The 18,875-nt window shown below is 53.7% G+C and carries 16 protein-coding genes and 5 pseudogenes; 9 read left to right on the top strand and 12 right to left on the bottom strand.

Annotated elements, in window-relative coordinates:
* Positions 1-35: 35 nt before the first annotated feature.
* Positions 36-560, top strand: a complete 525-nt coding sequence (locus tag NATPE_RS21185) for an Lrp/AsnC family transcriptional regulator (protein WP_006182292.1) — start codon at positions 36-38, stop codon at positions 558-560.
* 107 nt (positions 561-667) lie between these two features.
* Here the strand turns inward: NATPE_RS21185 and NATPE_RS21190 are convergent.
* Positions 668-1,209: pseudogene (locus tag NATPE_RS21190) on the bottom strand (IS6 family transposase).
* A gap of 232 nt (positions 1,210-1,441) precedes the next feature.
* On the opposite strand from NATPE_RS21190, the pseudogene NATPE_RS08800 reads away from it, so the two are divergent.
* Both NATPE_RS08800 and NATPE_RS08805 read left to right on the top strand, forming a co-directional pair.
* Positions 1,442-2,543, top strand: a pseudogene (locus NATPE_RS08800) (ISH3 family transposase).
* 209 nt (positions 2,544-2,752) lie between these two features.
* The gene (locus NATPE_RS08805; protein ID WP_006182294.1) at positions 2,753-3,025 is read left to right on the top strand and encodes a hypothetical protein; all 273 of its coding nucleotides are present in this window, start codon (positions 2,753-2,755) and stop codon (positions 3,023-3,025) included.
* A 540-nt stretch (positions 3,026-3,565) separates the two neighbouring features.
* Here the strand turns inward: NATPE_RS08805 and NATPE_RS08810 are convergent.
* From NATPE_RS08810 to NATPE_RS08820, 4 genes and pseudogenes are all read right to left on the bottom strand, one after another.
* Positions 3,566-4,126: a TATA-box-binding protein gene (locus NATPE_RS08810; protein ID WP_006182295.1), complete on the bottom strand. Its 561-nt coding sequence runs from the start codon at positions 4,124-4,126 to the stop codon at positions 3,566-3,568.
* Between the two features lie 85 nt (positions 4,127-4,211).
* Positions 4,212-4,532, bottom strand: a pseudogene (locus tag NATPE_RS21195) (IS6 family transposase); the annotation flags it as partial.
* Between the two features lie 646 nt (positions 4,533-5,178).
* Entirely contained in the window at positions 5,179-5,739 is a 561-nt protein-coding gene (locus tag NATPE_RS23010) for a hypothetical protein (protein WP_006182296.1), read from the bottom strand.
* Positions 5,740-5,970: 231 nt separating this feature from the next.
* Positions 5,971-6,585 carry a hypothetical protein gene (locus NATPE_RS08820; protein ID WP_006182297.1) on the bottom strand — a complete coding sequence of 205 codons (615 nt, stop codon included), beginning with the start codon at positions 6,583-6,585 and terminating at the stop codon, positions 5,971-5,973.
* Between the two features lie 429 nt (positions 6,586-7,014).
* On the opposite strand from NATPE_RS08820, the gene NATPE_RS08825 reads away from it, so the two are divergent.
* A complete protein-coding gene (locus tag NATPE_RS08825; protein ID WP_006182298.1) occupies positions 7,015-7,284 on the top strand; it encodes a hypothetical protein in 270 nt (89 codons plus the stop codon).
* A gap of 371 nt (positions 7,285-7,655) precedes the next feature.
* On the opposite strand, the gene NATPE_RS08830 is transcribed toward NATPE_RS08825, so the two are convergent.
* From NATPE_RS08830 to NATPE_RS23440, 4 genes are all read right to left on the bottom strand, one after another.
* The gene (locus NATPE_RS08830; protein WP_006182299.1) at positions 7,656-7,886 is read right to left on the bottom strand and encodes a hypothetical protein; all 231 of its coding nucleotides are present in this window, start codon (positions 7,884-7,886) and stop codon (positions 7,656-7,658) included.
* The gene (locus tag NATPE_RS08835; RefSeq protein ID WP_015298942.1) at positions 7,879-8,817 is read right to left on the bottom strand and encodes an ArdC-like ssDNA-binding domain-containing protein; all 939 of its coding nucleotides are present in this window, start codon (positions 8,815-8,817) and stop codon (positions 7,879-7,881) included. Before NATPE_RS08835 ends, NATPE_RS08830 begins: the two co-directional genes overlap by 8 nt.
* A gap of 122 nt (positions 8,818-8,939) precedes the next feature.
* Positions 8,940-9,341: a transcription initiation factor IIB family protein gene (locus tag NATPE_RS23435; protein ID WP_006182301.1), complete on the bottom strand. Its 402-nt coding sequence runs from the start codon at positions 9,339-9,341 to the stop codon at positions 8,940-8,942.
* Positions 9,280-9,486 carry a hypothetical protein gene (locus tag NATPE_RS23440; protein ID WP_157557354.1) on the bottom strand — a complete coding sequence of 69 codons (207 nt, stop codon included), beginning with the start codon at positions 9,484-9,486 and terminating at the stop codon, positions 9,280-9,282. The genes NATPE_RS23435 and NATPE_RS23440 overlap by 62 nt, the downstream gene beginning before the upstream one ends.
* A 1,134-nt stretch (positions 9,487-10,620) precedes the next feature.
* Between NATPE_RS23440 and NATPE_RS21210 the strand changes: the two genes are divergently transcribed.
* Positions 10,621-10,794, top strand: coding sequence for an HNH endonuclease signature motif containing protein (locus NATPE_RS21210; RefSeq protein WP_152422596.1), 174 nt, complete (start codon positions 10,621-10,623; stop codon positions 10,792-10,794).
* Positions 10,795-10,978: 184 nt separating this feature from the next.
* On the opposite strand, the gene NATPE_RS08845 is transcribed toward NATPE_RS21210, so the two are convergent.
* Positions 10,979-12,196: an orc1/cdc6 family replication initiation protein gene (locus NATPE_RS08845; RefSeq protein ID WP_006182303.1), complete on the bottom strand. Its 1,218-nt coding sequence runs from the start codon at positions 12,194-12,196 to the stop codon at positions 10,979-10,981.
* Positions 12,197-12,873: 677 nt separating this feature from the next.
* Here NATPE_RS08845 and NATPE_RS08850 point away from each other — a divergent pair.
* Positions 12,874-13,224 carry a hypothetical protein gene (locus tag NATPE_RS08850; protein ID WP_006182304.1) on the top strand — a complete coding sequence of 117 codons (351 nt, stop codon included), beginning with the start codon at positions 12,874-12,876 and terminating at the stop codon, positions 13,222-13,224.
* 5 nt (positions 13,225-13,229) lie between these two features.
* On the opposite strand, the pseudogene NATPE_RS08860 reads toward NATPE_RS08850, so the two are convergent.
* Positions 13,230-14,052: pseudogene (locus NATPE_RS08860) on the bottom strand (IS5 family transposase).
* A gap of 225 nt (positions 14,053-14,277) precedes the next feature.
* Between NATPE_RS08860 and rdfA the strand changes: the two are divergent.
* Both rdfA and NATPE_RS08865 read left to right on the top strand, forming a co-directional pair.
* Complete coding sequence (rdfA, locus tag NATPE_RS21215) at positions 14,278-14,883, top strand: rod-determining factor RdfA (protein ID WP_015298945.1); 606 nt, start codon at positions 14,278-14,280, stop codon at positions 14,881-14,883.
* A gap of 50 nt (positions 14,884-14,933) precedes the next feature.
* Positions 14,934-16,880, top strand: a complete 1,947-nt coding sequence (locus NATPE_RS08865) for an archaea-specific SMC-related protein (RefSeq protein WP_015298946.1) — start codon at positions 14,934-14,936, stop codon at positions 16,878-16,880.
* Between the two features lie 48 nt (positions 16,881-16,928).
* Here NATPE_RS08865 and NATPE_RS08870 read toward each other — a convergent pair whose 3' ends face one another.
* Positions 16,929-17,639 carry a potassium channel family protein gene (locus tag NATPE_RS08870; RefSeq protein ID WP_006182309.1) on the bottom strand — a complete coding sequence of 237 codons (711 nt, stop codon included), beginning with the start codon at positions 17,637-17,639 and terminating at the stop codon, positions 16,929-16,931.
* Between the two features lie 235 nt (positions 17,640-17,874).
* Between NATPE_RS08870 and NATPE_RS08875 the strand changes: the two are divergent.
* Positions 17,875-18,865 (top strand): annotated as a pseudogene (locus tag NATPE_RS08875) (transposase).
* Positions 18,866-18,875: the final 10 nt, after the last annotated feature.

Genomic DNA, 18,875 nt, shown 5'->3' on the forward strand with positions numbered 1-18,875 from the left:
AAAGTTTCTTGAGGCGCCCCATCTAATCCTCTGGTATGAACGACACGCTCCGTACGGCCCCTGATCTAGACGAAACAGATCTTGCGATTCTTGAGCGCATCGAAGATGATTTCGACGTCAGTCTCGAAACGCTTGCGGACCAACTCGACATCTCGAAATCCGCCGTTCACTATCGCCTTAACAAACTCAAAGATGGCGGTGTAATTCAGAGTGTTACGGCTGACATCGATCCTCTCATGCTCGGTCTGGAGATGGCTGCAATCACCGATGTAATGGTTTCCCACGAGAGCGGATACTCTGAAGATATTGGTGAGCGACTGGTCGAACTCGATGGTGTCGAAAAGGTCTACTATACGATGGGTGACGTCGACTTCGTCGTCGTCAGTCGAGTCCAATCGCGCGATCAACTGAACAACATTATTGAGCGTATCGTCGCTATTGATGGGGTCAACTCGACATCCTCGAAATTCGTAATGCAGGAATTCGATCCTGAACACGGTGTCGCAGCAAATCTCACCGATGAAGCACGGTCGGCAGTGATCGATCATACCGGCGAGTAACCCTTCAGCGAGTAGTTGACTACGGGACCGGTTGTAGTAGAATGTGATCACTGGCTACGGGATCGTGTTTAGTTTGTAGCATTCTTCCAGACGGCGAAGGCTTGAAGTCATGATTCTGCAGTTGACGGTTCGACGTGGCTGAAACAGTTTGAGAACGAGGAGATACGCCGTTTTATCTTTTGGAAGATACGTTCGATAGCGTTCCGATTTCCCTGTTTTCGTATTGAAATCGGGGCCCGTGTCGGCGGAGTGCTGTCTGGAGATGCTGTGTACCATCAACGAGAAATACAGCGTCTTCGACATCGTGTTTCCTGATTAATTCTCGCAGGAAGCGTTCAGTTAGGGCCGTTGTAGTTGTTGAATACAGCCGAATATGGAGGATCCTGTTCGTTTCAGGATCGACTGCAGCAGACAGCTAATACTGGTGACCGTTGATCCGAATCACAGTCTCATCAAGCGCAATGTGATTCGGGTTCGCATCAGTTGCTGGCTGTAGATCAGCTTTCTGCACCCAATCGTGAATTGCCTTCTGTGATCGCTTGACACCAAATTTCTACAATTCTCGAATGGTATTCGAAAGCGATAATCCAGCGAGATGGAATCAAATACCGAGCTCCATCAGCTGCCGCGGTGTCCGCTCTTGCTCCACAAAGTCTCAATCAATCCCATCGCTACTACCACTGAGGCGTGCGATTTCTGCCATGAACCGGCTGAAAATCAGCACGCCTCACTTCTCACGTTTAACTAAACACGACCCCGATTCTTCTACTTCGCGTTCGCCTGTCCGCTATACTCAGTCGATCACATCGTATTAGGATGAGTGTCTGCTTGGCGAAGGTGTGAAAGCAACCTAAGCAGACAACGAGCTAAAAGAAGAGTACCTGCTCAATTTTGTCGTCAACAGTCTCGATGAGGAACTTCCGCTGGAGTTCGGGGAGAATGTAGCGGTCACGACGGAGGAATTGTACGAGGTCCTCGCCGGCGCCAGCGCCGGCGGGACCTCAATCAATCACGTCTGCGAGAAAACAAACGACTCGCCCCACACCAATACCGTCCGTGGATATCTTACCGATCAGTTCGATCTTGATACTGTTGAAGCGGTTGGGAACACGCTCCTTCAAGGGATATTCTTGAGACGCTTCCAGATCGACCGGTGGAGGTCGTCGCCGACCTCCACCTCGATCCCTACTACGGTGACGAGGACGAGACGGAGTCACTATATTTCTCGCAGGCGAAACGAGGAACCACTGCCTTTCACGCCTACGTCACGCTCTACGCACGGGGCGTAACAAGCGATACACATTGGCGGTTCGCCAGCTGGTCGCTGGCGAAGTCACCAGCGATGCTCTTGATGAGTTCCTCGAACTCCTCGACGGCCTTGACCTGCGCGTCAAGGCCGTCTACCTTGATCGCGGATTCTACAACAGCACCTGTCTCGAACTGCTGTACGCGCATAACTACGCCTACATCATGCCAATCGTCAAGTGGGGTGAGACGATTCAAGACGAACTCAGCAGAGGCTGGAGTCGCGTGATCGAACACGAACTCGCTGGACGGGTAACATTCCCTGTGTTTATCGACTGTATCTACCAGCGAGGACGATACGACGAGCACGGGGTGGCGCGTCACGGCTACGCCGTTGACGCGCCGTTCATTGACACACCACAGGATGCACGAGAACACTATCGCAAGCGCTTCGGCGTCGAATCAAGCTACCGATTAGCCAAGCAGAGCCTCGATCTCACCAGTTCACGGGACGCTGGGCTTCGGTTATTGCTGTTTGTCGTGAGTCTGTTGCTGCAGAACGTCTGGCGATACCTCCACTGGATGTACGTGGCGGCGCCCCGCCGTGGGGGGCGCCGCCTCTGGGAGTGGTCGTTCACGGAGTTCTGTGAGATGGTGGTTCGTGCTGCCTGGACAGCCTTCGGTGTGTGCAGAGTTGTCCCAGAGAATCAACCACCCGACGACCAGTTCTTCCGGTAGCTGTCCCTGAATTGGGGCTGCGCTCGTAAGTGGTTACACTGTCGCGTCGGCGACGATCCGCCGCCGACAGCGACTGACTGATGTCAGATCCTGCCACCACCATCGTTCTGAAGGCTATCCAGACATCACGGACGTAGATTCAGTGCCTACTGGCGGAGATCGTGAGCCTCTCGATGTGATCGACTGAGACTGCGAAGAGTGTCGAACATATGGAGCGCCTCTACGCATACAACGGTGCGCTCGCCGTCCTTGGCATTTCATTAGGACTTAATGCACTGCCCTCGCTGGCCGCTGGCGAGCGGAGCATTCCGCTACTACTAATCGCAGTCGGTTCAAGTGGAATGACTATTGGCGCTGTCTATGAGTCGCTATCGACCGACCCAGTCGAGTTCGAAATCTCTGCGGGTGCATTTCTTGCACTGATCGCTGCTGCCTGTCTGAGTCTGATCGGCACTCTCTTGGAACTTATAATCACACCGTAGGGACAGACCCGCATACCCACTAACTAATTCTGCCAGGTTCAGTTATACTCCAAACAAAATAAAGAACCCACGCTAGCAACTACTGAGGAGTCATAGAACGATTCACACAGAGTTATTTTCAGTCCCCCATTCGGTAAACTGGCCGGTGCGTAGGGTTGCGAACTAAGCATCTCGATTGGTGATTTCCAATATAAACTAGCCAATATGTTTGTGATGGGTGGCTAACAGGCTAGGAGCGTGTCATAGAATAGTTCTCAGGAGGCGTTGTTCACGGTTTCGCCCTTGAGCAAAACCCATGGCTGACGAAATTCATAGGATTACACGCGAATTGGAAGCTGTATAATCGCCAAGTTGAGGGTATGAGACGTATTCTATGACACGCTAGGCTAGTGGTGACGAGATCTGGACTGGTCTGTGAACTTACGCCAGATCGATCACCACTTGAAGATCTCGTCCTACCCCAGTACGCCCACCTTGGGGGGCGGGCGTCATTTTATGTGGAACTATTGATGAAGAATAGAGAGTGGGATATGAATTGTTTTACTCGAGCAGGCCGAGTTCCTCAAGACGGGTAGTGATCACATCAACAGCCTGTTTGGCATCATCACCCTTTTTCCCGCCAGTGACGACTAATTTCCCAGAGCCAAAGAGGAGTGCAACGACTTCCGGTTGGTCAAGGCGATACACTAACCCGGGGAATTGTTCTGGTTCATACTCGATATTCTCGAGTCCAAGGCCAATCGCAATCGCGTTTAGATTGAGGGTGCGGCCGAGATCGGCGCTGCTGACGATGTTTTGGACGATGATTTCTGGATTTTTCTCAACCTGAATCTGTAGTTCGCGAAGCTTATCAAAAACGATATGCAGACTCTCGTGGACTGCGTCAGTACTCTTTGCGCCAGTGCAGACGATTTTTCCTGACCGGAAGATCAATGCGGCGGACTTGGGATTCTGGGTGCGATAGACGAGGCCGGGGAACTGTTCAGGGTCATAGTCGGCCCCCTTGAGATCCATGGCAACGCTTTCAAGTTCAAGTTCTTGTCCAATACTGGTTGATGCCACCACATTTTCAATATTGATGGATTCCTTTGGATCAGTCATCAGTCAAAAGCACGTATTTACAACTTATAAAGACCAATCCTCCCTAATATCGCTAGCACCTACAAGACACTAATCCCTGCACTGTCTAGTTTAGCACCGCCGGTGGCGTCTGTCCGTTGAGTGACTGGTACGGTCGCTGTGTGTGATAGTAGTGTACGAACTGTTCAAGCCACTCTCTGACGCTCACCCGACTGCCGACCCAGGAGTTATGGAAGCGGTCGATCCGCACTTTGAGCGTATGAAACCACTTTTCGATATGGTTTCGATCAACGTAGTCGAGGTGACCGCTCAATCCTAATCAAGAGAGGGCAGTCAGATAGCCAGCACCATCGACGAGAAACGTAGCGTCGGAGAGATCGTGTTTCTCGGTGAGTCCATGCAGAAACCCAGCAGCTGGATCGCGACCGACAGACCGATCGATCGTTCGAAGCAGACGTTCTCGCCCGTCTCGAGCCGATCGAAACGACGCTTGAACGATCCGAGGAAATGGTTTCAGCCCGCGTGTTGAGTGATGGTGCGGACACACAGGTCGTGGAAATCCTCGAGCACGCTGATGTTGAAGCTGGTGACGTAGTCGACGTAACGACCAAAACAAAACTGAGCGACGAATAGGACGGTATCACATAGTCACTGTTGGATACTTACGTGCATTTGCCTGCCGACAGCGCTCATCTGCAGCTCTACCGACAATTCTGTTGCCATTGATCGTGAAGCGCTTACCGCGGTGACCGATCTTCTCGAGCATTAGTATACATCCTCCTGAGCGGCGTCTCGAGCGTCCGCTTGGAGATGCTCATAGCGGATTTCACACCTGTTCGAACAGAAGCGGCCAGCGTACCCTGCCTGATCACGGGCAAGTCTTGTACAGGTCGGTACTCGGCACCCGTCGCGGTCAGTCATCTGGTGATACCTCGTTTCCGGAATTGAGCCGTCTCAGCGCTGCCGAATGCTGTTGCTGTGAATCTCGATTTCATACTGTACAGTGGACTGTGTTCGCGTCCCCTGCACCCCTCTGGGGGAGAGAAACACCCTCAAATGAGCGAGTCCCTCTCTTATCGAACGAATGTCCCATCCGGAGCAGGCACGAGCCCGGTTCGAATCTCGAGATCGACACGTCGAAGATGCTTACAGCCACTCTTTGGCTGACGCTGTTCGAAGTCTGGGCAGTTACAGGTCTCTGTCTCGATGTCGATCTCGTATGTGTTCCCGCTCTCACTATCGACTTCATAGATCGGGCCCGCCGCGGTGAAGCGGACGTCCATCTCCTCGCTCAATGCACGGCATGTTCGCGCGTCATTGATCGAATACCCTTCCGCCTCGAGCGGGGTCGGTGGTGCTGGCGCCTCACACTGGTTTCGAAACTCGTCGCGACGGTTTCGTTCCTGACCACAATTCCGACAGCGCCAGTAGCGTGTTCGGTACTCGTACCCGTCAGTGAGGTCCAGGCCATAGGGTGTTGGCTCCCTGCCTGGGAGCCACTCGTCGATCGCGATGAGTTCATGTCCGTTTAGTCGAGCAGTGTCTCCAGAATAGTGTTGTTCCCGGTCACTGCTATCGCTGTACTCGTGTTGTTCGTGGTGCTGTTCTCGGTGGATCGGCTGATCTGTACTCATAGCAAATCTCGAGGCACATATGAGAGCGCCTCACCTGTCAGGCGCGAAAAAACACCGTGTAGACCGGTACGTAGTGGAGGAGTCAGTCTGATTCGAATGTCCGAGAAGGAGTCATAGAATGGCTCGTAGACCTATTCTGTGACTACCCGACGAACGGTAAGTACAGGTGAACCAGTTACCGAAGGTGGAATCTAAGACGCGTTCAGAGGGCGGTGACCGAACCAAATCGGTTCAGGGCGACTCATATGTGACGGTGCCATTCGAGTAATGGGTTGGTCGTTCCTCATATAACGAGACACAGCCCGCCTCCGGACCGCTGCTTGAGCTACCACAGGTGTGGAACTCACCGTCAACGTACCGTTCTGTCCGCATCGCGTCCGCAGCGTCAGGGTAGGGTGCGTCGTACTCGACACGATAGACGATCTTGCCTGGGCACTCATCAGACTCAATCGTCGTATTGTGCGTTTCCAGATCCACCCGATACGCGGCGACCGTCGCATCCGGAGGAGATGTTCGACGAATCTGTGCGGATACCTCGGTATCCTTCGAGGTGTTATTGATCGTACTGACCCAGATCCCATCAGAACTCGACATTGCCCGGGATCGCACATCGTCGTGACAACCCGCGTTGAGAACTTCGACTGATTCGATCTCGGGATCGGGCGGTGACTCCTCCAAAGCCGGTACTCCACCGGCGAAGAGTGCGCCGATGGCGACGCCCGCGGCGAGCGCGCCCACTAAGAGCAAGCGAGTATCGATAGTCTCGAACCAGCGAAAGCGCCCCGTTCTCGGGGGTTTACTTCCGTCGCCAGCAGGCGCGTCTTCGTTTGGGCCGGGTTCGTTCATCTTGTACCCATTCAACAAACAAACAGAATAACTAGCCATATGTTTTGTGGAACAACGGCGCGCTCGAATTCCAGCATCTGTTGGGACTTCACGGCCAATACCCGCCACGAGAGCGCTCGACGAACAAGGAGTGTGTGCCGCCGCCCCCCTGGAGCAAACGCCGAGGATCTTACCGAAGACAACAAAACAACGGGTCTGTCTGGGAGTTAGTAGGTCTGCCTGTGCAAGACTTGCATCTGTAGTGAACAGCTAGTCCAGTCCACATAGAGCGAAAAGAATGCCATACGACTTGTTCTGTGACACCCTCACGTACAGTCTTATCGACTACGTCTCAAATTTTCGAAGAGTCTTACAACGGTGGTACTCCCAGTTGCTGTGAGGGATATTTTTAAGCCGTTCACTACCGACGATTCTGGTACCGAACCCGCGATGAACGATCTTACTGATCCGCGGCCGCCACTGCCGGAGTGGATCGTGGACGTGTACGAGGTCCTCTGTGATTCTTGTTTCAACCCAGTCGATGAGGAAGATGTCCAGTCGGTCCCTCGAGAGCAAGCCCTCACGGTTCTTCTCACTGATACGGATCTATCTCTCGAGCCTGAGGACGCAGACCACGCACTCACCCGACTGCTCGAGCGAGGATACTTCTATTCGGTTGATGGGGAACTCCGTGTGACATCATCAGAAACTCACGTGTAATACGAGAATTCGGGAATATAGAATTCGGCCTTACTGATAGAGACCGGAAGCAGACCACTTAGTTCTCACTTTGCAATTCAACAAATGAGTTGCTTCCGCACCGGCAAGATGGCCTGTTGCTGGCTCGTGTCAATGTCTCATCAGGAAGCCGAAACGCTGGATAGACTGTTCCGCATTCGGTACAGTGGATCGACACTTCCTCTGTACTACCCTGATCATTCATCGTCGATAGAGTAAACGAGGCCAAGTGAACATATAGAAGTGGTGTCTATTCCGTTCTCTGAGGCTGATCGATAAGCATCTATAGCGACTGCGGAGTACCTGTCACTGATCGCTATCGATCCGTTCCACTGACACAGAGGAAGGGCCCCTCAGCTGTCTTCTTCTTCCGAAGTAAGAACCCGCACATCGGACTGCGTCACGCAGAGCCGAAACTCACCCACTGAGAATCTGATCTCGAGCCCAGCGTGTGAGTCGGCCGAGTTCACGAGTTGCTCGAGTGCTTCGATATCGATCACCCGGTGGAGCTGGTACTCGTCGCGATTGAGTCCCACCGTCTCGAGCGTGTCGACGATTTCGAAGAGGAGGTCCTGATCACTCATCTGAGAGCGCCTCGCCGACGGTGTCGATAATCTCCGCAGCGGTCGAACTGATCCGCTCGAGTCGGTCGAAGATCACTTCCGGCTCGTCGCCCCGCCACGCAGCGAGGTAGAATGCCGAACCGCTCGTATCCAGCCCGAAGTACCGTCCGACGATGTAGCCGACTGCTTCCGCCTCGAGTTCGCGTTTCGACCGTTCAGTCTCGTCGCCGATGCCACTATGCAAGAGTGCATGCGCGTACTCGTGGACGAGCGTCACGGCGAGATCAGCGTTGTTCTCACGGTCACGTACTTCGACGAGTGGTCGTTCTGGAGGCGAGCGATACTGACAGACGCCCTTGGCATCGCCGTGAGGCCAGTCGTCTCGGGAGACGACCGCCACCTCCACCGTGAGTGACGAGGCTGCCTCGAGAAGCGCTGGCAGGAGCTCACCGGCAGTTCCAGTCGCTTCGGTCTCGAGTTCGGGCAAGGGCTCTCTTTCCGTCTGCGAAATATCGAAGACTGCCGCTGGCCGAAAGCCGACGAGTCCTTTCGACCATTCCTCAGGAGGTGTCTCATCGTATTCGCAGTCGCTTCGATTGTGGTACGATGGTGAGTTCTCGCACTCCGGGCACTGCTTTGCGATGATCGGTGCCCAGATCCAAATCGCGCTCTCGCCTTCTTTGACATGCCGATCGAACTCGTCTTGCCACGTCCGATAGCCGGCGACGCGGGTCGCGTTCGGATACTGGCGATTGATCAGCAGCGTATTTCGATGTGAATAGTCGTGAAAGCGACTCTGTACATTGAGCCACCGCTGAAATTCGTCGCTCGAGACTGCGTCCTCGACCTCGTCGACGAGGTCTTCGACCCATGCTGCCATTGTGCTCTGCATCTCCTCACGTCTGGTGTCCGAGTCGTCGAAGGACACCTGCGAACAGTCACTCGGAGTCATCGTTTTTTGACGACGGACGCTCCAGTCTGGAACGCCCCTCACCCCTTCAGGGGGAGAAAAACACACACTCGAGGGAGCGCTCGATCGACTCCGTTACAAGCGTCTCATCTGTGTTGCATCGATCAGGCTTCGGCTTCAATCTTGAGTAACTCGTCTCGCCGACTTCGGAGCGTGTTCGGCGATGTCCCTGCGATATCGGCGATCTGCTGCTGCGAGAGACACAAGCCGACTCGCTGGGCAGCGAGATATAGACAGCCCGCTGCGATACCACTCGGCTGACAGCCGATCGTCAGTCCGCGTTCGCGTGCCTGCTGTGCGAGCTTGAGTGCCCGTCGACGGATGTGGTTCGGGACCTTGAGTCCTGTCGCAAGCCTCGGGATCCAGTCTGTTGCTGCAACCGGCTGTGTCGGTAACTCGAGTTCGACGTTCATCGCGGTGTAGGCGTTGGTGAGTCTGTTCTGATCACAGCGCGCACAGGCCCCGTGATCGTCCGAGTCCGTTACACCGAGTGGTTGCGTAGACACTGGCTGCAGCCACCGCCTCGAGCGATCGTCCGCGACAGAGCTGTTCGGACTGTGCCGTTCGAAACAGCGAACACGCCTGATCTCGGATACTCTGTGCGAGGCCGAGACTCGCGATGATCCGCCGGATTTCACTGAGTCCATACACGAGGTTCCCTTCGCCTTTCGACTGCCACCGAACACGGGACTGTTCGCGACGCAGCCGGGTCTGTTGTCGACGCTTCGTACTCGAGAGGGTGTTTCCGTTCGCGTCTCGCTTGTATCCGATCTCGGTGGAGAGGCCTCGGTCGTGACGTGTCGGTGTTAGCGGTGCGCCGGTCCGCCTCTTGGATCCTTGCTCGTCATGTCGACCCCAGTCAGGTCCTCGATCGAGTTGAGTGTCCTCGAGGATGAGGCTACAATCCTCGCAGATCGTCTCCCGGTCAGTCGTTCGAACGCTGCCGCCACAGTCCGGCAGTCAGTTGCAGTCGTCTGGACGTCTTCATCGAACGCAATCGTGGAGATGTCTCTCGTTGCCATCAGTAGCTCCGAAGGGACAACTGATCAGCCCCTTCACCGCTTCTGGGGCGATAAACAGTACTAGCTGATTCCAGAGTCCATTAGAGGAAGAGATAGTGGCCTGCTCTCGAGAGTTGATTTGCTATAGACCATCGAATAATCGTTCGAGTCCGATTCTATATCCGTGTTATCGGTATCAAATGATCAGACAGCTTCCTTTACAATGGTCCTGCTAAAGCCCTACCTACTGTACCTATTCTACCTACTGTACCTATTTCTTCGGCCCTACAACAGTCCTGCTGAAACAATAGCCGTCGCATTGAACCCCGATAAGTCTGGGTAGTTTCAACCCTACAATGGTCCTGCTGAAACGGATGGTCAGCTGCGTCGTGCCACCGTCGGGCCCGCCGCTTCAACCCTACAACGGTCCTGCTGAAACCGTTTCCGTAACCCACCCCGGATTTCCGTCGTGTCCGACGTAGTGTGAGCCCCCTTCATCACACCCCGCGTTTCCATCGTTTCTCCATGACGTCCTCATAATTGATGGTACTAACAACGAGAGAATCGTATGCCACACCCCCGTTTTCGAGTTGTAAGTCTCTGAGCATAGTCACTCAAGACGCTGAAGAGTGAGAGTCGAGGTTGTCAGAGTGGATGGTGAAACCCGTCACGACGAAATATACAGCACGATCGAGGGTAAGCCGAGGACCCTGACAATGAACGGAACGGCGATGAAGACAACTGGACCGATCTCTGGGAGCAGTACAGTAATCTCGATTATCGAATGATGGAGGTTGATCACATCGAACGAATCGCGGACAGCGGTCACCCACTTGAGGAATCGAACCCCAAGACGCTCTGTGCGGACTGTCACAACGAGAAGACGGTCGCCGAGAACAGCGCTCGAGATCCAGTGCCGAACGTGACGCTTACCGACTATCTGGATCTCGAGTCCTAATCCAGTGTCCACACCCCATCGTGTCCAGTGTCTTCTCACAATCTGCGAATTGAACTGCACCCCCACCCCACTACGTCCAGTGTCTTGGATAGTTCGAGAGTAGCAGGACACCCCACTCTGTCCAGTGTCCAAATCACCAGCAGGCGACAGAATACACCCCATTGTGTCCAGTGTCTTTCGGGTGTCAGAGGTCCTGATCGAGACGCTGCTGAACAGCGTCAGTTACCCCCACCATGTCCACTGTCTCGTCGAGTGCTTCGAGTAGGAGATCAGGATTTGTGTCGAGAGCATATTCGTAGTACCGACCACCTGATTCACCTCTGTTCCGCTCTGTACGACTTGCAATCCCTAACATCGAAAGTTCACCGAGATGGTCACGCATCCTTCGGGGAACGAGCGGGTCAACTGCAGCTCGACCACAGATAATCTCGTATCGATCCTGCACGTCACGCGCTCGAATCGGTGTATCACCCTCTTCGTGTAACATCAGGAGGGCGTACAGCACGAGATGTCCCTGCTGGGTGAGACCAGCAACGCCGTCGACGATCCGACTCCGCTCGAGGGACTCTCGAGCCTGGTCAACATGGTCGACGGTTACCTGCGTGGCGTCCTGTTCAACAGCTACGTCCCCTGCTTCCATAAGCAGATCCAGACTCTGTCGGGCGTCTCCGGCGTCTTTCGCACCGAACGCCGCACACTTCGCGATGACTTCATGCGGCACGACATCGTCGAAAAACGCGATATCAGCGCGTTGGCGAAGGATATCACGGAGTTCATTTGCATTGTAGGCAGGGAACTGGAGTTCCTTTTCGCACAGGCTCGACTGGACTTTCGAACTCAGCGACTCACGGAACTTGAAGTCGTTTGAGATACCGATGATTCCGACCTTCGATTCCTCTAGATTGCCGTTAGCTCGAGCGCGTGGGATCTGGTACAGAATCGAATCATCGTCGATGTGATCAACCTCGTCAAATACGATGATGACGGCGCCGCCGATCGCGTCGAGTTCCTCCCAAAGCCATTCGTTGACTTGTCGTCGGGGATATCCGGTCGGCTTCAAATGATCCTCTGGGTCGCGGAGATCGTTGATTAGTTGAATCGCGACTTGATAGCTCGTACTCAGATCCTCACAGTTCGTACGAATAGTCGTGAGATCGACATCGTATTCAGCCGCGTCGTCTTTGAGTTCCCGAAGAAGATAGCGCGTACAGGCGGTCTTCCCGACGCCGGCTTTGCCATAGAGAAAGATATTCGCAGGCTGATCGCCGTTGATAACGGGCTGCAGGGCCGAAATATACTGCTGTAGCTCTTCATCGCGACCGACAATCTCTTCTGGTTGATAATCTTCCCGAAGGACATCTCGCTCCTGAAAGATATCCGTGTCAGGCTGGAACAAGCCCATAGTGGTCTTGCCTTAGCGTATTTGGGAACCAACATAAAACCATCGTGTCGAGTGTGTCCAGTGTGTCTAGTGTCGCGTTTTCTCCCCCTCTCCCCCACCCCATCGTGTCCAGTGTCTTCCCGGAATAGCAAGGGAGACCCGCTGACGAAGAACTCTAAAAGGAAAGGTTTAACTTCCCAATCCATGAACCAGTCTGAACGATAGCTAGCGCAGCAGTAAGTGGATTAATTTCTTGGGCTGAAGTGACTACAACAGCTTTCCGATCAAACCGGCGCGTAAAGACACTGGACACGATGGGGTGGGTGTATCCACAACTACCGACTTTCGGAAATCGGAATCGTCAATATGGCGAGTGTTACTTAACCTCTCTATGTTCTTCTTTCGGACGAACGAGGTTGTTCGGGTTCATATTCTTTGAGCTTCCCACCGGATTTGCCGCGGTTAGTCTCGGTCGGCGAAATAATCCCTAGTGTTTCGAGCTCTGCGAGGAACTCCTAGACGGCCCGAGTTGAGACCGGGTCGTACCCTTCCCGGTCACACAACATCTGACGGTGTCCATCTCTGACTCGAAGATCACTCGTGAGGTCTTTTCCAAAGCGGATGGGGAACCAACATTGCGGTCTTAACCAACAAAACTATAGATTGGCGTTCCATGTTGGTTAACACGAAAACAGCTGATGTCCTACGAGTCACCGACCCCGCCGGCGAACCTCCCAACGGAGATAGTCTCCACGCTCAATGAATCTACTCCAGAGCGCCTCCGTGATGTTGCCACGTATACCGAAGAGCTAGCCGAACACAAGGAACGTGAGGCTCGTCTCGAGGAGGAAGCAGATCGAGACCAGGTGGGGGAACGACCAGACGACCTACCGGACGATGTCCCCGCAAAGGCGACGATCACGATCAAAGAAATCAACGACAACCGTTACTACTACTGGCAGTGGAGGGAAGGAGAAAAAGTGAGATCGAAATACAAAGGCCCGGTCAATCCAGATGAGGGCCGTGGTAAATCGCCATACGGCGCTTGATTTCGCTAGTTGACGGCACGCTTGATGTTGTAGACGACACACATCAGGACGATTTCACGGAACTCACGGTACCAGCTTCGCGCACGCACGGCGTCGCCGAGCGTGCGCTTGATCACCGAGAATACGGTCTCAGATAACGCTCTCTGGCCATAGAGACCCATCGATCCGCGCGTTGTGCGCGTGATCGATGGGACGGAACTCTCGATGCTTAATCAGCGGTCTTACGTCCTCTTCCCGGAGCTTATCACGTAACCGCTGCCAGTCGTACCCTTTGTCGGCGGCGAGGCTGTGCAACTCGCCCGCGTTGCGGCGGGCGAGTTGCCAGCCGATCTGCGTGTCGTGACGTTTCCTGATCGTGCAGTGAACGTCGAGGACAGCTTGTGACGCTGTATCGACGAGCGCGGTTGTTTTGAGCGTCTGAACGCGATAATTCGTGCGACGACAGTAGTGCTTGCTCGCGTTTTCGCGGTCGAAAAACATCGCATCCATCGCTGTATGACCAGATGGCTCGTGGAGCTGCGCCGACAGGCGCAGCACCACTCGCCAGACCGCCATTTTGGTCCTGTCAAACCCCTTCACTAGCGTCGAATGATCAGGGAGATCAGCCGCGTCAAGGCCTATCTTGGCGAGTATTTGCGGCATCTCGCTCAAGAGATCGAGCGCTTCGCGGTAGGATTTCTCCAGGTAAATTCGGAGACAATGGAGCGAAACAACGGCGTAGTCGGCGAATCCGCCGCCACCCTGCGGGGCGGCGGATCCGCCTCGACCACCAACAGCATTTTTAGCTAACGTCACCACTTTCCCAGTGAAGCGGGAGATTTTGGACATAGATCATCCGCCGTTTCCCGCTTCAACTCCCTAGTTCTGACGATCAAGGTCTACGCAGTCATGCGATTCACCAGAGCCAATTGTTGTTTTCCCGTGTCATCGCGTATTCAGAGGACTCCACATTCTAGAAGCTCCTCAATTTGACCCGGTTCCGGAGTTCCCACGACAGATGTCGGGTGGAGACAACCGATACACTCCTAAAAGAGGATAACGTCGGTTACGATAATGAATTCAGATTCCCAGCCCTGTTGTAAAATCGGTCGTATCACCCAGGACTATCACATCCCAAATCTGGACAGAGAACTTCTAAAGCGTCGCGATCAGGGAGATAGCCTTCGGGATCTGGCGACATATCTGAATAAACAGATTCTCTCGGTAGCGCTTAGTTCGGCTACTCGTGAAGTGATTGGAGATGCTGACAGCATCTATGATGTCTTGCGTGGTGACGGTGTGAGCCGCAGTCGACGAGCTGAGTTACGCTCAAAGCTGTCACGGAACGATGTGGATATAGACAGTATCGAGGAGGATTTCGTGTCTCATCAGACGGTCCGCAACCACCTTCACGATTGTGAGGGTATTGATACAGGAAGGGAGTCCACAGCTGATATTGATGGTGCACGCAAGACGATCGAATGGGCGCAAGCACGATCTGAAGGAGTAATTGAAGAAACGCTTGAACGGCTCCGCAACGCAGACGAAATCTCGGATGTCCCAACAGAAGTAACTCAATCAGTTCGAGTCGGCTGTTCAGCCTGTGGGTCGACGTATAGAATTGAGGATTATCTTGACCAAGGAGGATGTGATTGTCAGACCAGCAACGAACCGAGTTGAATCAGTCCAGAGGTCGGTTTGCTTATTTACTCCTATACAGTAAAGAGGGTATGAACAAATGTAGCCCGAAAGATGTTGTCACGGTACACGCAGAAAATATTGGGGGTCTCAGCGACTGCGAGGTGGATTTTTATCAGGGGGTCACTATTTTGGAGGGCCGAAATGCCACTGGCCGTACCTCATTGCTTACTGCAATAACTGGAATACTGGGCGGCTCTCCGCCAGCACTCAAAGCCGATGCCGATGAAGGGTTCATCCAGCTGGACATTGATGGAGAGACCTATCGACAGGAATTCGAACGAGAGGGAAACGAGATACGGCGCACTGGCCAATCCTTCTCAGACCGCAGCGATCTCATCGATCTGTTCGTCTCTCTCACAGAATCCAATCCCACCCGTCGATCCATTATGCAGGATGGGGATTTACGAGACATCATTATGCGACCTGTCGATACGGACGCCATCCAGCGACGTATCGAGGAACTCCAGTCCGAACGGAATCGTCTCGGCCAACGCATACGGACCATCGAAAGCGAACTTGACCGGCGAACAACTCTCGCCTCACGAAAGCAAACGGTGGAACAGGAACTCGAAGAAAAGGATCAAGAGATCGATGACCTCCGGGAGCGCCTGAAAGAGTACGACGCCGAACCAGAGCAAGCTGAAGCCGTGGAGGAGGCGCTGACGTCTCTCGAAGAACGGAAGCAAGAGTTGGACTCGGTACAGAACCGTATCCGGACACAGGAAGACACGTCCGAGGCACTCCGGGACGAGCAAAACGAACTTCGGACCGAACTCGATAGTCTGGAGACCTCGGAGACAGAACTGAATCGAGTGGAGACTCGACTCTCGGAACTCACATCACGTGAACGATCGCTTGCTACGACGATTAACGACCTGTCTGCCATCGTGGAATTCAATGAAGATCTCGTTTCGGATGCCGATCCGGAGCTTCTCGGAACCGAGAATTCCACGAACTCTCCGACAGCACAACTCGACCCGATGGCCGAGACCGTGCAGTGCTGGACCTGTGGGAGCGAAATTCAACGGGGTGAAATTGCCGACCGGCTCGACGAACTCCGGAATGTAGTCGAAGAGAAACGGCAAGAGCGGTCCGACGTGCAATCGGAGATTGAGGACCTCCGTGAGACGCAACGTGAGCTTCAGAACCAACGTGACCGACGCCAAGAGATCGAACGACGTCTCGACGAAATCGATACCGAACTGCAACGCAGAGAGACGAAATTAAACGCTCTACAGGAGGAGCGAGAGGATATCAGAGAGCGACTTGCTGAGCTTGAGGAGTTCGTTTCCGAACATGAATCGTTGCAGAAGAGTGAACTCACCGACCAATATCAACAGTTGAGCGAACTCGAATACGAACGCGGACAGCTTGAAGAAGAACTATCGACGGTTCGTGAGGATCTCGCAGAACTGGATCGTCTTGAAGAAGAACACGAACAACTGGAAGCCCAACAGGACGAAGTTCGGGAGGAGTTGGAGAACCAGCGAACTCAGATTCGGGACCTCGAAGAAAACGCTATTTCGGCGTTCAACGATCATATGGACGATATCTTAGATATTCTTGATTACCGTAACATCACTCGGGTGTGGATCGAACGCAAAACAGGTGCGGAGTTCGAATCCAGTCACGGTGGGTATCGTGGGGGGTCAGCAACTCGATTCGAACTACATCTCATTCGCGAAACGGATGACGGGAAAGGGTATGAGGATACCGTGGAACATCTGAGCGAAAGCGAGCGAAACGTCGTTGGTCTCGTTGTAGCCTTGGCAGGTTATGTGGTTCACGACGTCCACCAAGTCGTCCCATTGATGCTTCTCGACTCTTTGGAAGCTATCGACTCGAAGCGTATTGCGGCGCTCGTCAACTATTTCGCCGAATTTGTCCCATATCTGATCGTAGCACTGCTTCCGGAAGACGCCGAGGCATTGTCAGACGAGTATACGCACGTCCCTGCTGAGACTATCTTTTCCTGAACACGCCACACTGAAGCCGGAATATTTTACAAAATATTGGTTGTAAAGTCACTCCCCAAAATCGTCTCCTTCTGAGATACTGCCGGCATGTGGCCCGAACGGAGAAGTGACTTCTTGACTGATTCCATCCTTCGAGAATATAGTGATGAAATCACCAGGTTCGACCCGTGTATGGCCGCGTGGGATAATGACCTCCCCATCCCGTTCGACTGCGACTACGATCATACTCGGCGGAAGAAGTCCAGCTACATCAGCTTCCTCGAGCGTTTTTCCGATAATTGGCGCTCCTTCCTCCACTACAAGTTCGAACACTTCAGCGTCGCTATCGGCATCACCGACATGCATGAAGTCCTGAATACCGGGATCCTGAATCCCCCTAAATAGATACTCAGCGATGAGTCGTTGAGGGTTTTCGATGATAGTTGCTCCGAGTTGCTCGAATAATGGGATATTCGTCTCCTCGTGGACCACGCTGACTAACGTCTGACATCCCATATCACGAGCCAACATTAGCACCATCAGGTTGGTAGCGTCCTCTTCTGTCGTCGCGATGATCGCGTTAGCCCCGTCGACCTGAGCTTTGTGCAGTGTGTCCCGCTCTGTGGCGTCATCGTTGATGACCCGGAAGTTATCGGACGAGTCCAACTCGTGAGCACGCTTTGGCTCTCGCTCAATAACCGTCAGGTCGATATCAGCCTCTATCGCCATTTCCAATACACTTGACCCTATGCGGCCGGCTCCGACGATAACTGTGGGCATATGATACGTCTCACTCCCAGGGCATTATAATCCATCGGAACGACAAGCTACGATCCGAAACTAAGCTATCAGTCCCCTCTGCCGGTTATTTGCCATCTTCAGTGATTGGAGGTCTCCCAGTAGGTCTAGGTCTCGTCGCTACAATCGGTTGGACGACTCTTGGTTCGCCCTGATAATATGTGAGGGTGTCATAGAACGAGTAGCACACCAAAGAGCAGGGTGAACGCTGTGGTGGATGAGCCCAGTGACCCTGCAAGAGCCTTCTTCAGTAGAGACGTTCTTTAATGTCGTGGAGACAGAGACGCTAGCGTTGTTTGAGCATCTCTCCTTCGAGTTTCTCAAAGAGTTCGACGTGTTCGCCCCGGCGGAGACGGGGCGAACACGAGATCACGAGCCACCAGAGCTGATGCGTGGCTTCCTCCATTGCTACTACAAAGACATCTACGGCATCCGTCCCGTTGAACGAGAGCTTCAGAATACTGTTGTCTGGCTCAGTTGTGGCTTCGATCGACCACCGTCAAGAGACGCGGTCGATCGCTTTCTCACCGATCTCGAACACGTCGTTGACGAAATCTTCGGCCACCTCGTCGAGCAGGCCGCGGCGGGCGGCCTGATTGACTTGACCTACTGCATCGGTTCGACTGATGTGAGAACAATGCCAGCCGATCAAGATGCGTCGAAATGCTACGATCCACCCGCTGAAGAATACTACTACGGTTACGGCTGTACGATCGTCTCGACCGGACAAAAGATCCCTATCGCTGCGGAATTCACCGGGAGCAAACAAGCACCAGAAGAGACGGCGATGCGTCACGCGTGACGCGCTCGCCGTCGAACAGCCGATCTGGATGGTCGGTGATAGTGCCTACGACACGCTTGACTGGCACAACCACCTACTCGCCGCAGGGGTCGTACCAGTCGCTCCATACAACGCACGAAACACTGACGACCCGAAAGATATCGAGTACAGGGTCGAAGACCGCATCACCGGGTACAGTAAGGATGTTCAGCTGAAGCAGTCGACGTTAGACGAGACGTACAACCGCCGTACAAGAGTTGAACGAACCAACAATGCAGTCAAGGACTGCGGCCTCGGGCACGTTCGAGCCCGAGGCCGCGTCCATGCACGAGCGCAAGTGTTTCTTGCTCTATGTCCCTGTCTCGTCGTTGCGATCACCAATTATGAACGTGGAGACAATCCAGGAAGTACAGTGATCTCCGTGTGAGAAGACTTCT

This window comes from Natrinema pellirubrum DSM 15624, assembly GCF_000230735.2.
GTDB classification, from domain to species: Archaea; Halobacteriota; Halobacteria; order Halobacteriales; family Natrialbaceae; genus Natrinema; species Natrinema pellirubrum.

Excerpts from the sequence above, each read along its gene's own strand:
- NATPE_RS21185 (WP_006182292.1), top strand. The coding sequence starts at position 36 with ATGAACGACACGCTCCGTACGGCCCCTGATCTAGACGAAACAGATCTT.
- NATPE_RS08805 (WP_006182294.1), top strand. The coding sequence starts at position 2,753 with ATGGAGCGCCTCTACGCATACAACGGTGCGCTCGCCGTCCTTGGCATT.
- NATPE_RS08810 (WP_006182295.1), bottom strand. The coding sequence starts at position 4,126 with ATGACTGATCCAAAGGAATCCATCAATATTGAAAATGTGGTGGCATCA.
- NATPE_RS23010 (WP_006182296.1), bottom strand. The coding sequence starts at position 5,739 with ATGAGTACAGATCAGCCGATCCACCGAGAACAGCACCACGAACAACAC.
- NATPE_RS08820 (WP_006182297.1), bottom strand. The coding sequence starts at position 6,585 with ATGAACGAACCCGGCCCAAACGAAGACGCGCCTGCTGGCGACGGAAGT.
- NATPE_RS08825 (WP_006182298.1), top strand. The coding sequence starts at position 7,015 with ATGAACGATCTTACTGATCCGCGGCCGCCACTGCCGGAGTGGATCGTG.
- NATPE_RS08830 (WP_006182299.1), bottom strand. The coding sequence starts at position 7,886 with ATGAGTGATCAGGACCTCCTCTTCGAAATCGTCGACACGCTCGAGACG.
- NATPE_RS08835 (WP_015298942.1), bottom strand. The coding sequence starts at position 8,817 with ATGACTCCGAGTGACTGTTCGCAGGTGTCCTTCGACGACTCGGACACC.
- NATPE_RS21210 (WP_152422596.1), top strand. The coding sequence starts at position 10,621 with ATGATGGAGGTTGATCACATCGAACGAATCGCGGACAGCGGTCACCCA.
- NATPE_RS08845 (WP_006182303.1), bottom strand. The coding sequence starts at position 12,196 with ATGGGCTTGTTCCAGCCTGACACGGATATCTTTCAGGAGCGAGATGTC.
- NATPE_RS08850 (WP_006182304.1), top strand. The coding sequence starts at position 12,874 with ATGTCCTACGAGTCACCGACCCCGCCGGCGAACCTCCCAACGGAGATA.
- rdfA (WP_015298945.1), top strand. The coding sequence starts at position 14,278 with ATGAATTCAGATTCCCAGCCCTGTTGTAAAATCGGTCGTATCACCCAG.
- NATPE_RS08865 (WP_015298946.1), top strand. The coding sequence starts at position 14,934 with ATGAACAAATGTAGCCCGAAAGATGTTGTCACGGTACACGCAGAAAAT.
- NATPE_RS08870 (WP_006182309.1), bottom strand. The coding sequence starts at position 17,639 with ATGCCCACAGTTATCGTCGGAGCCGGCCGCATAGGGTCAAGTGTATTG.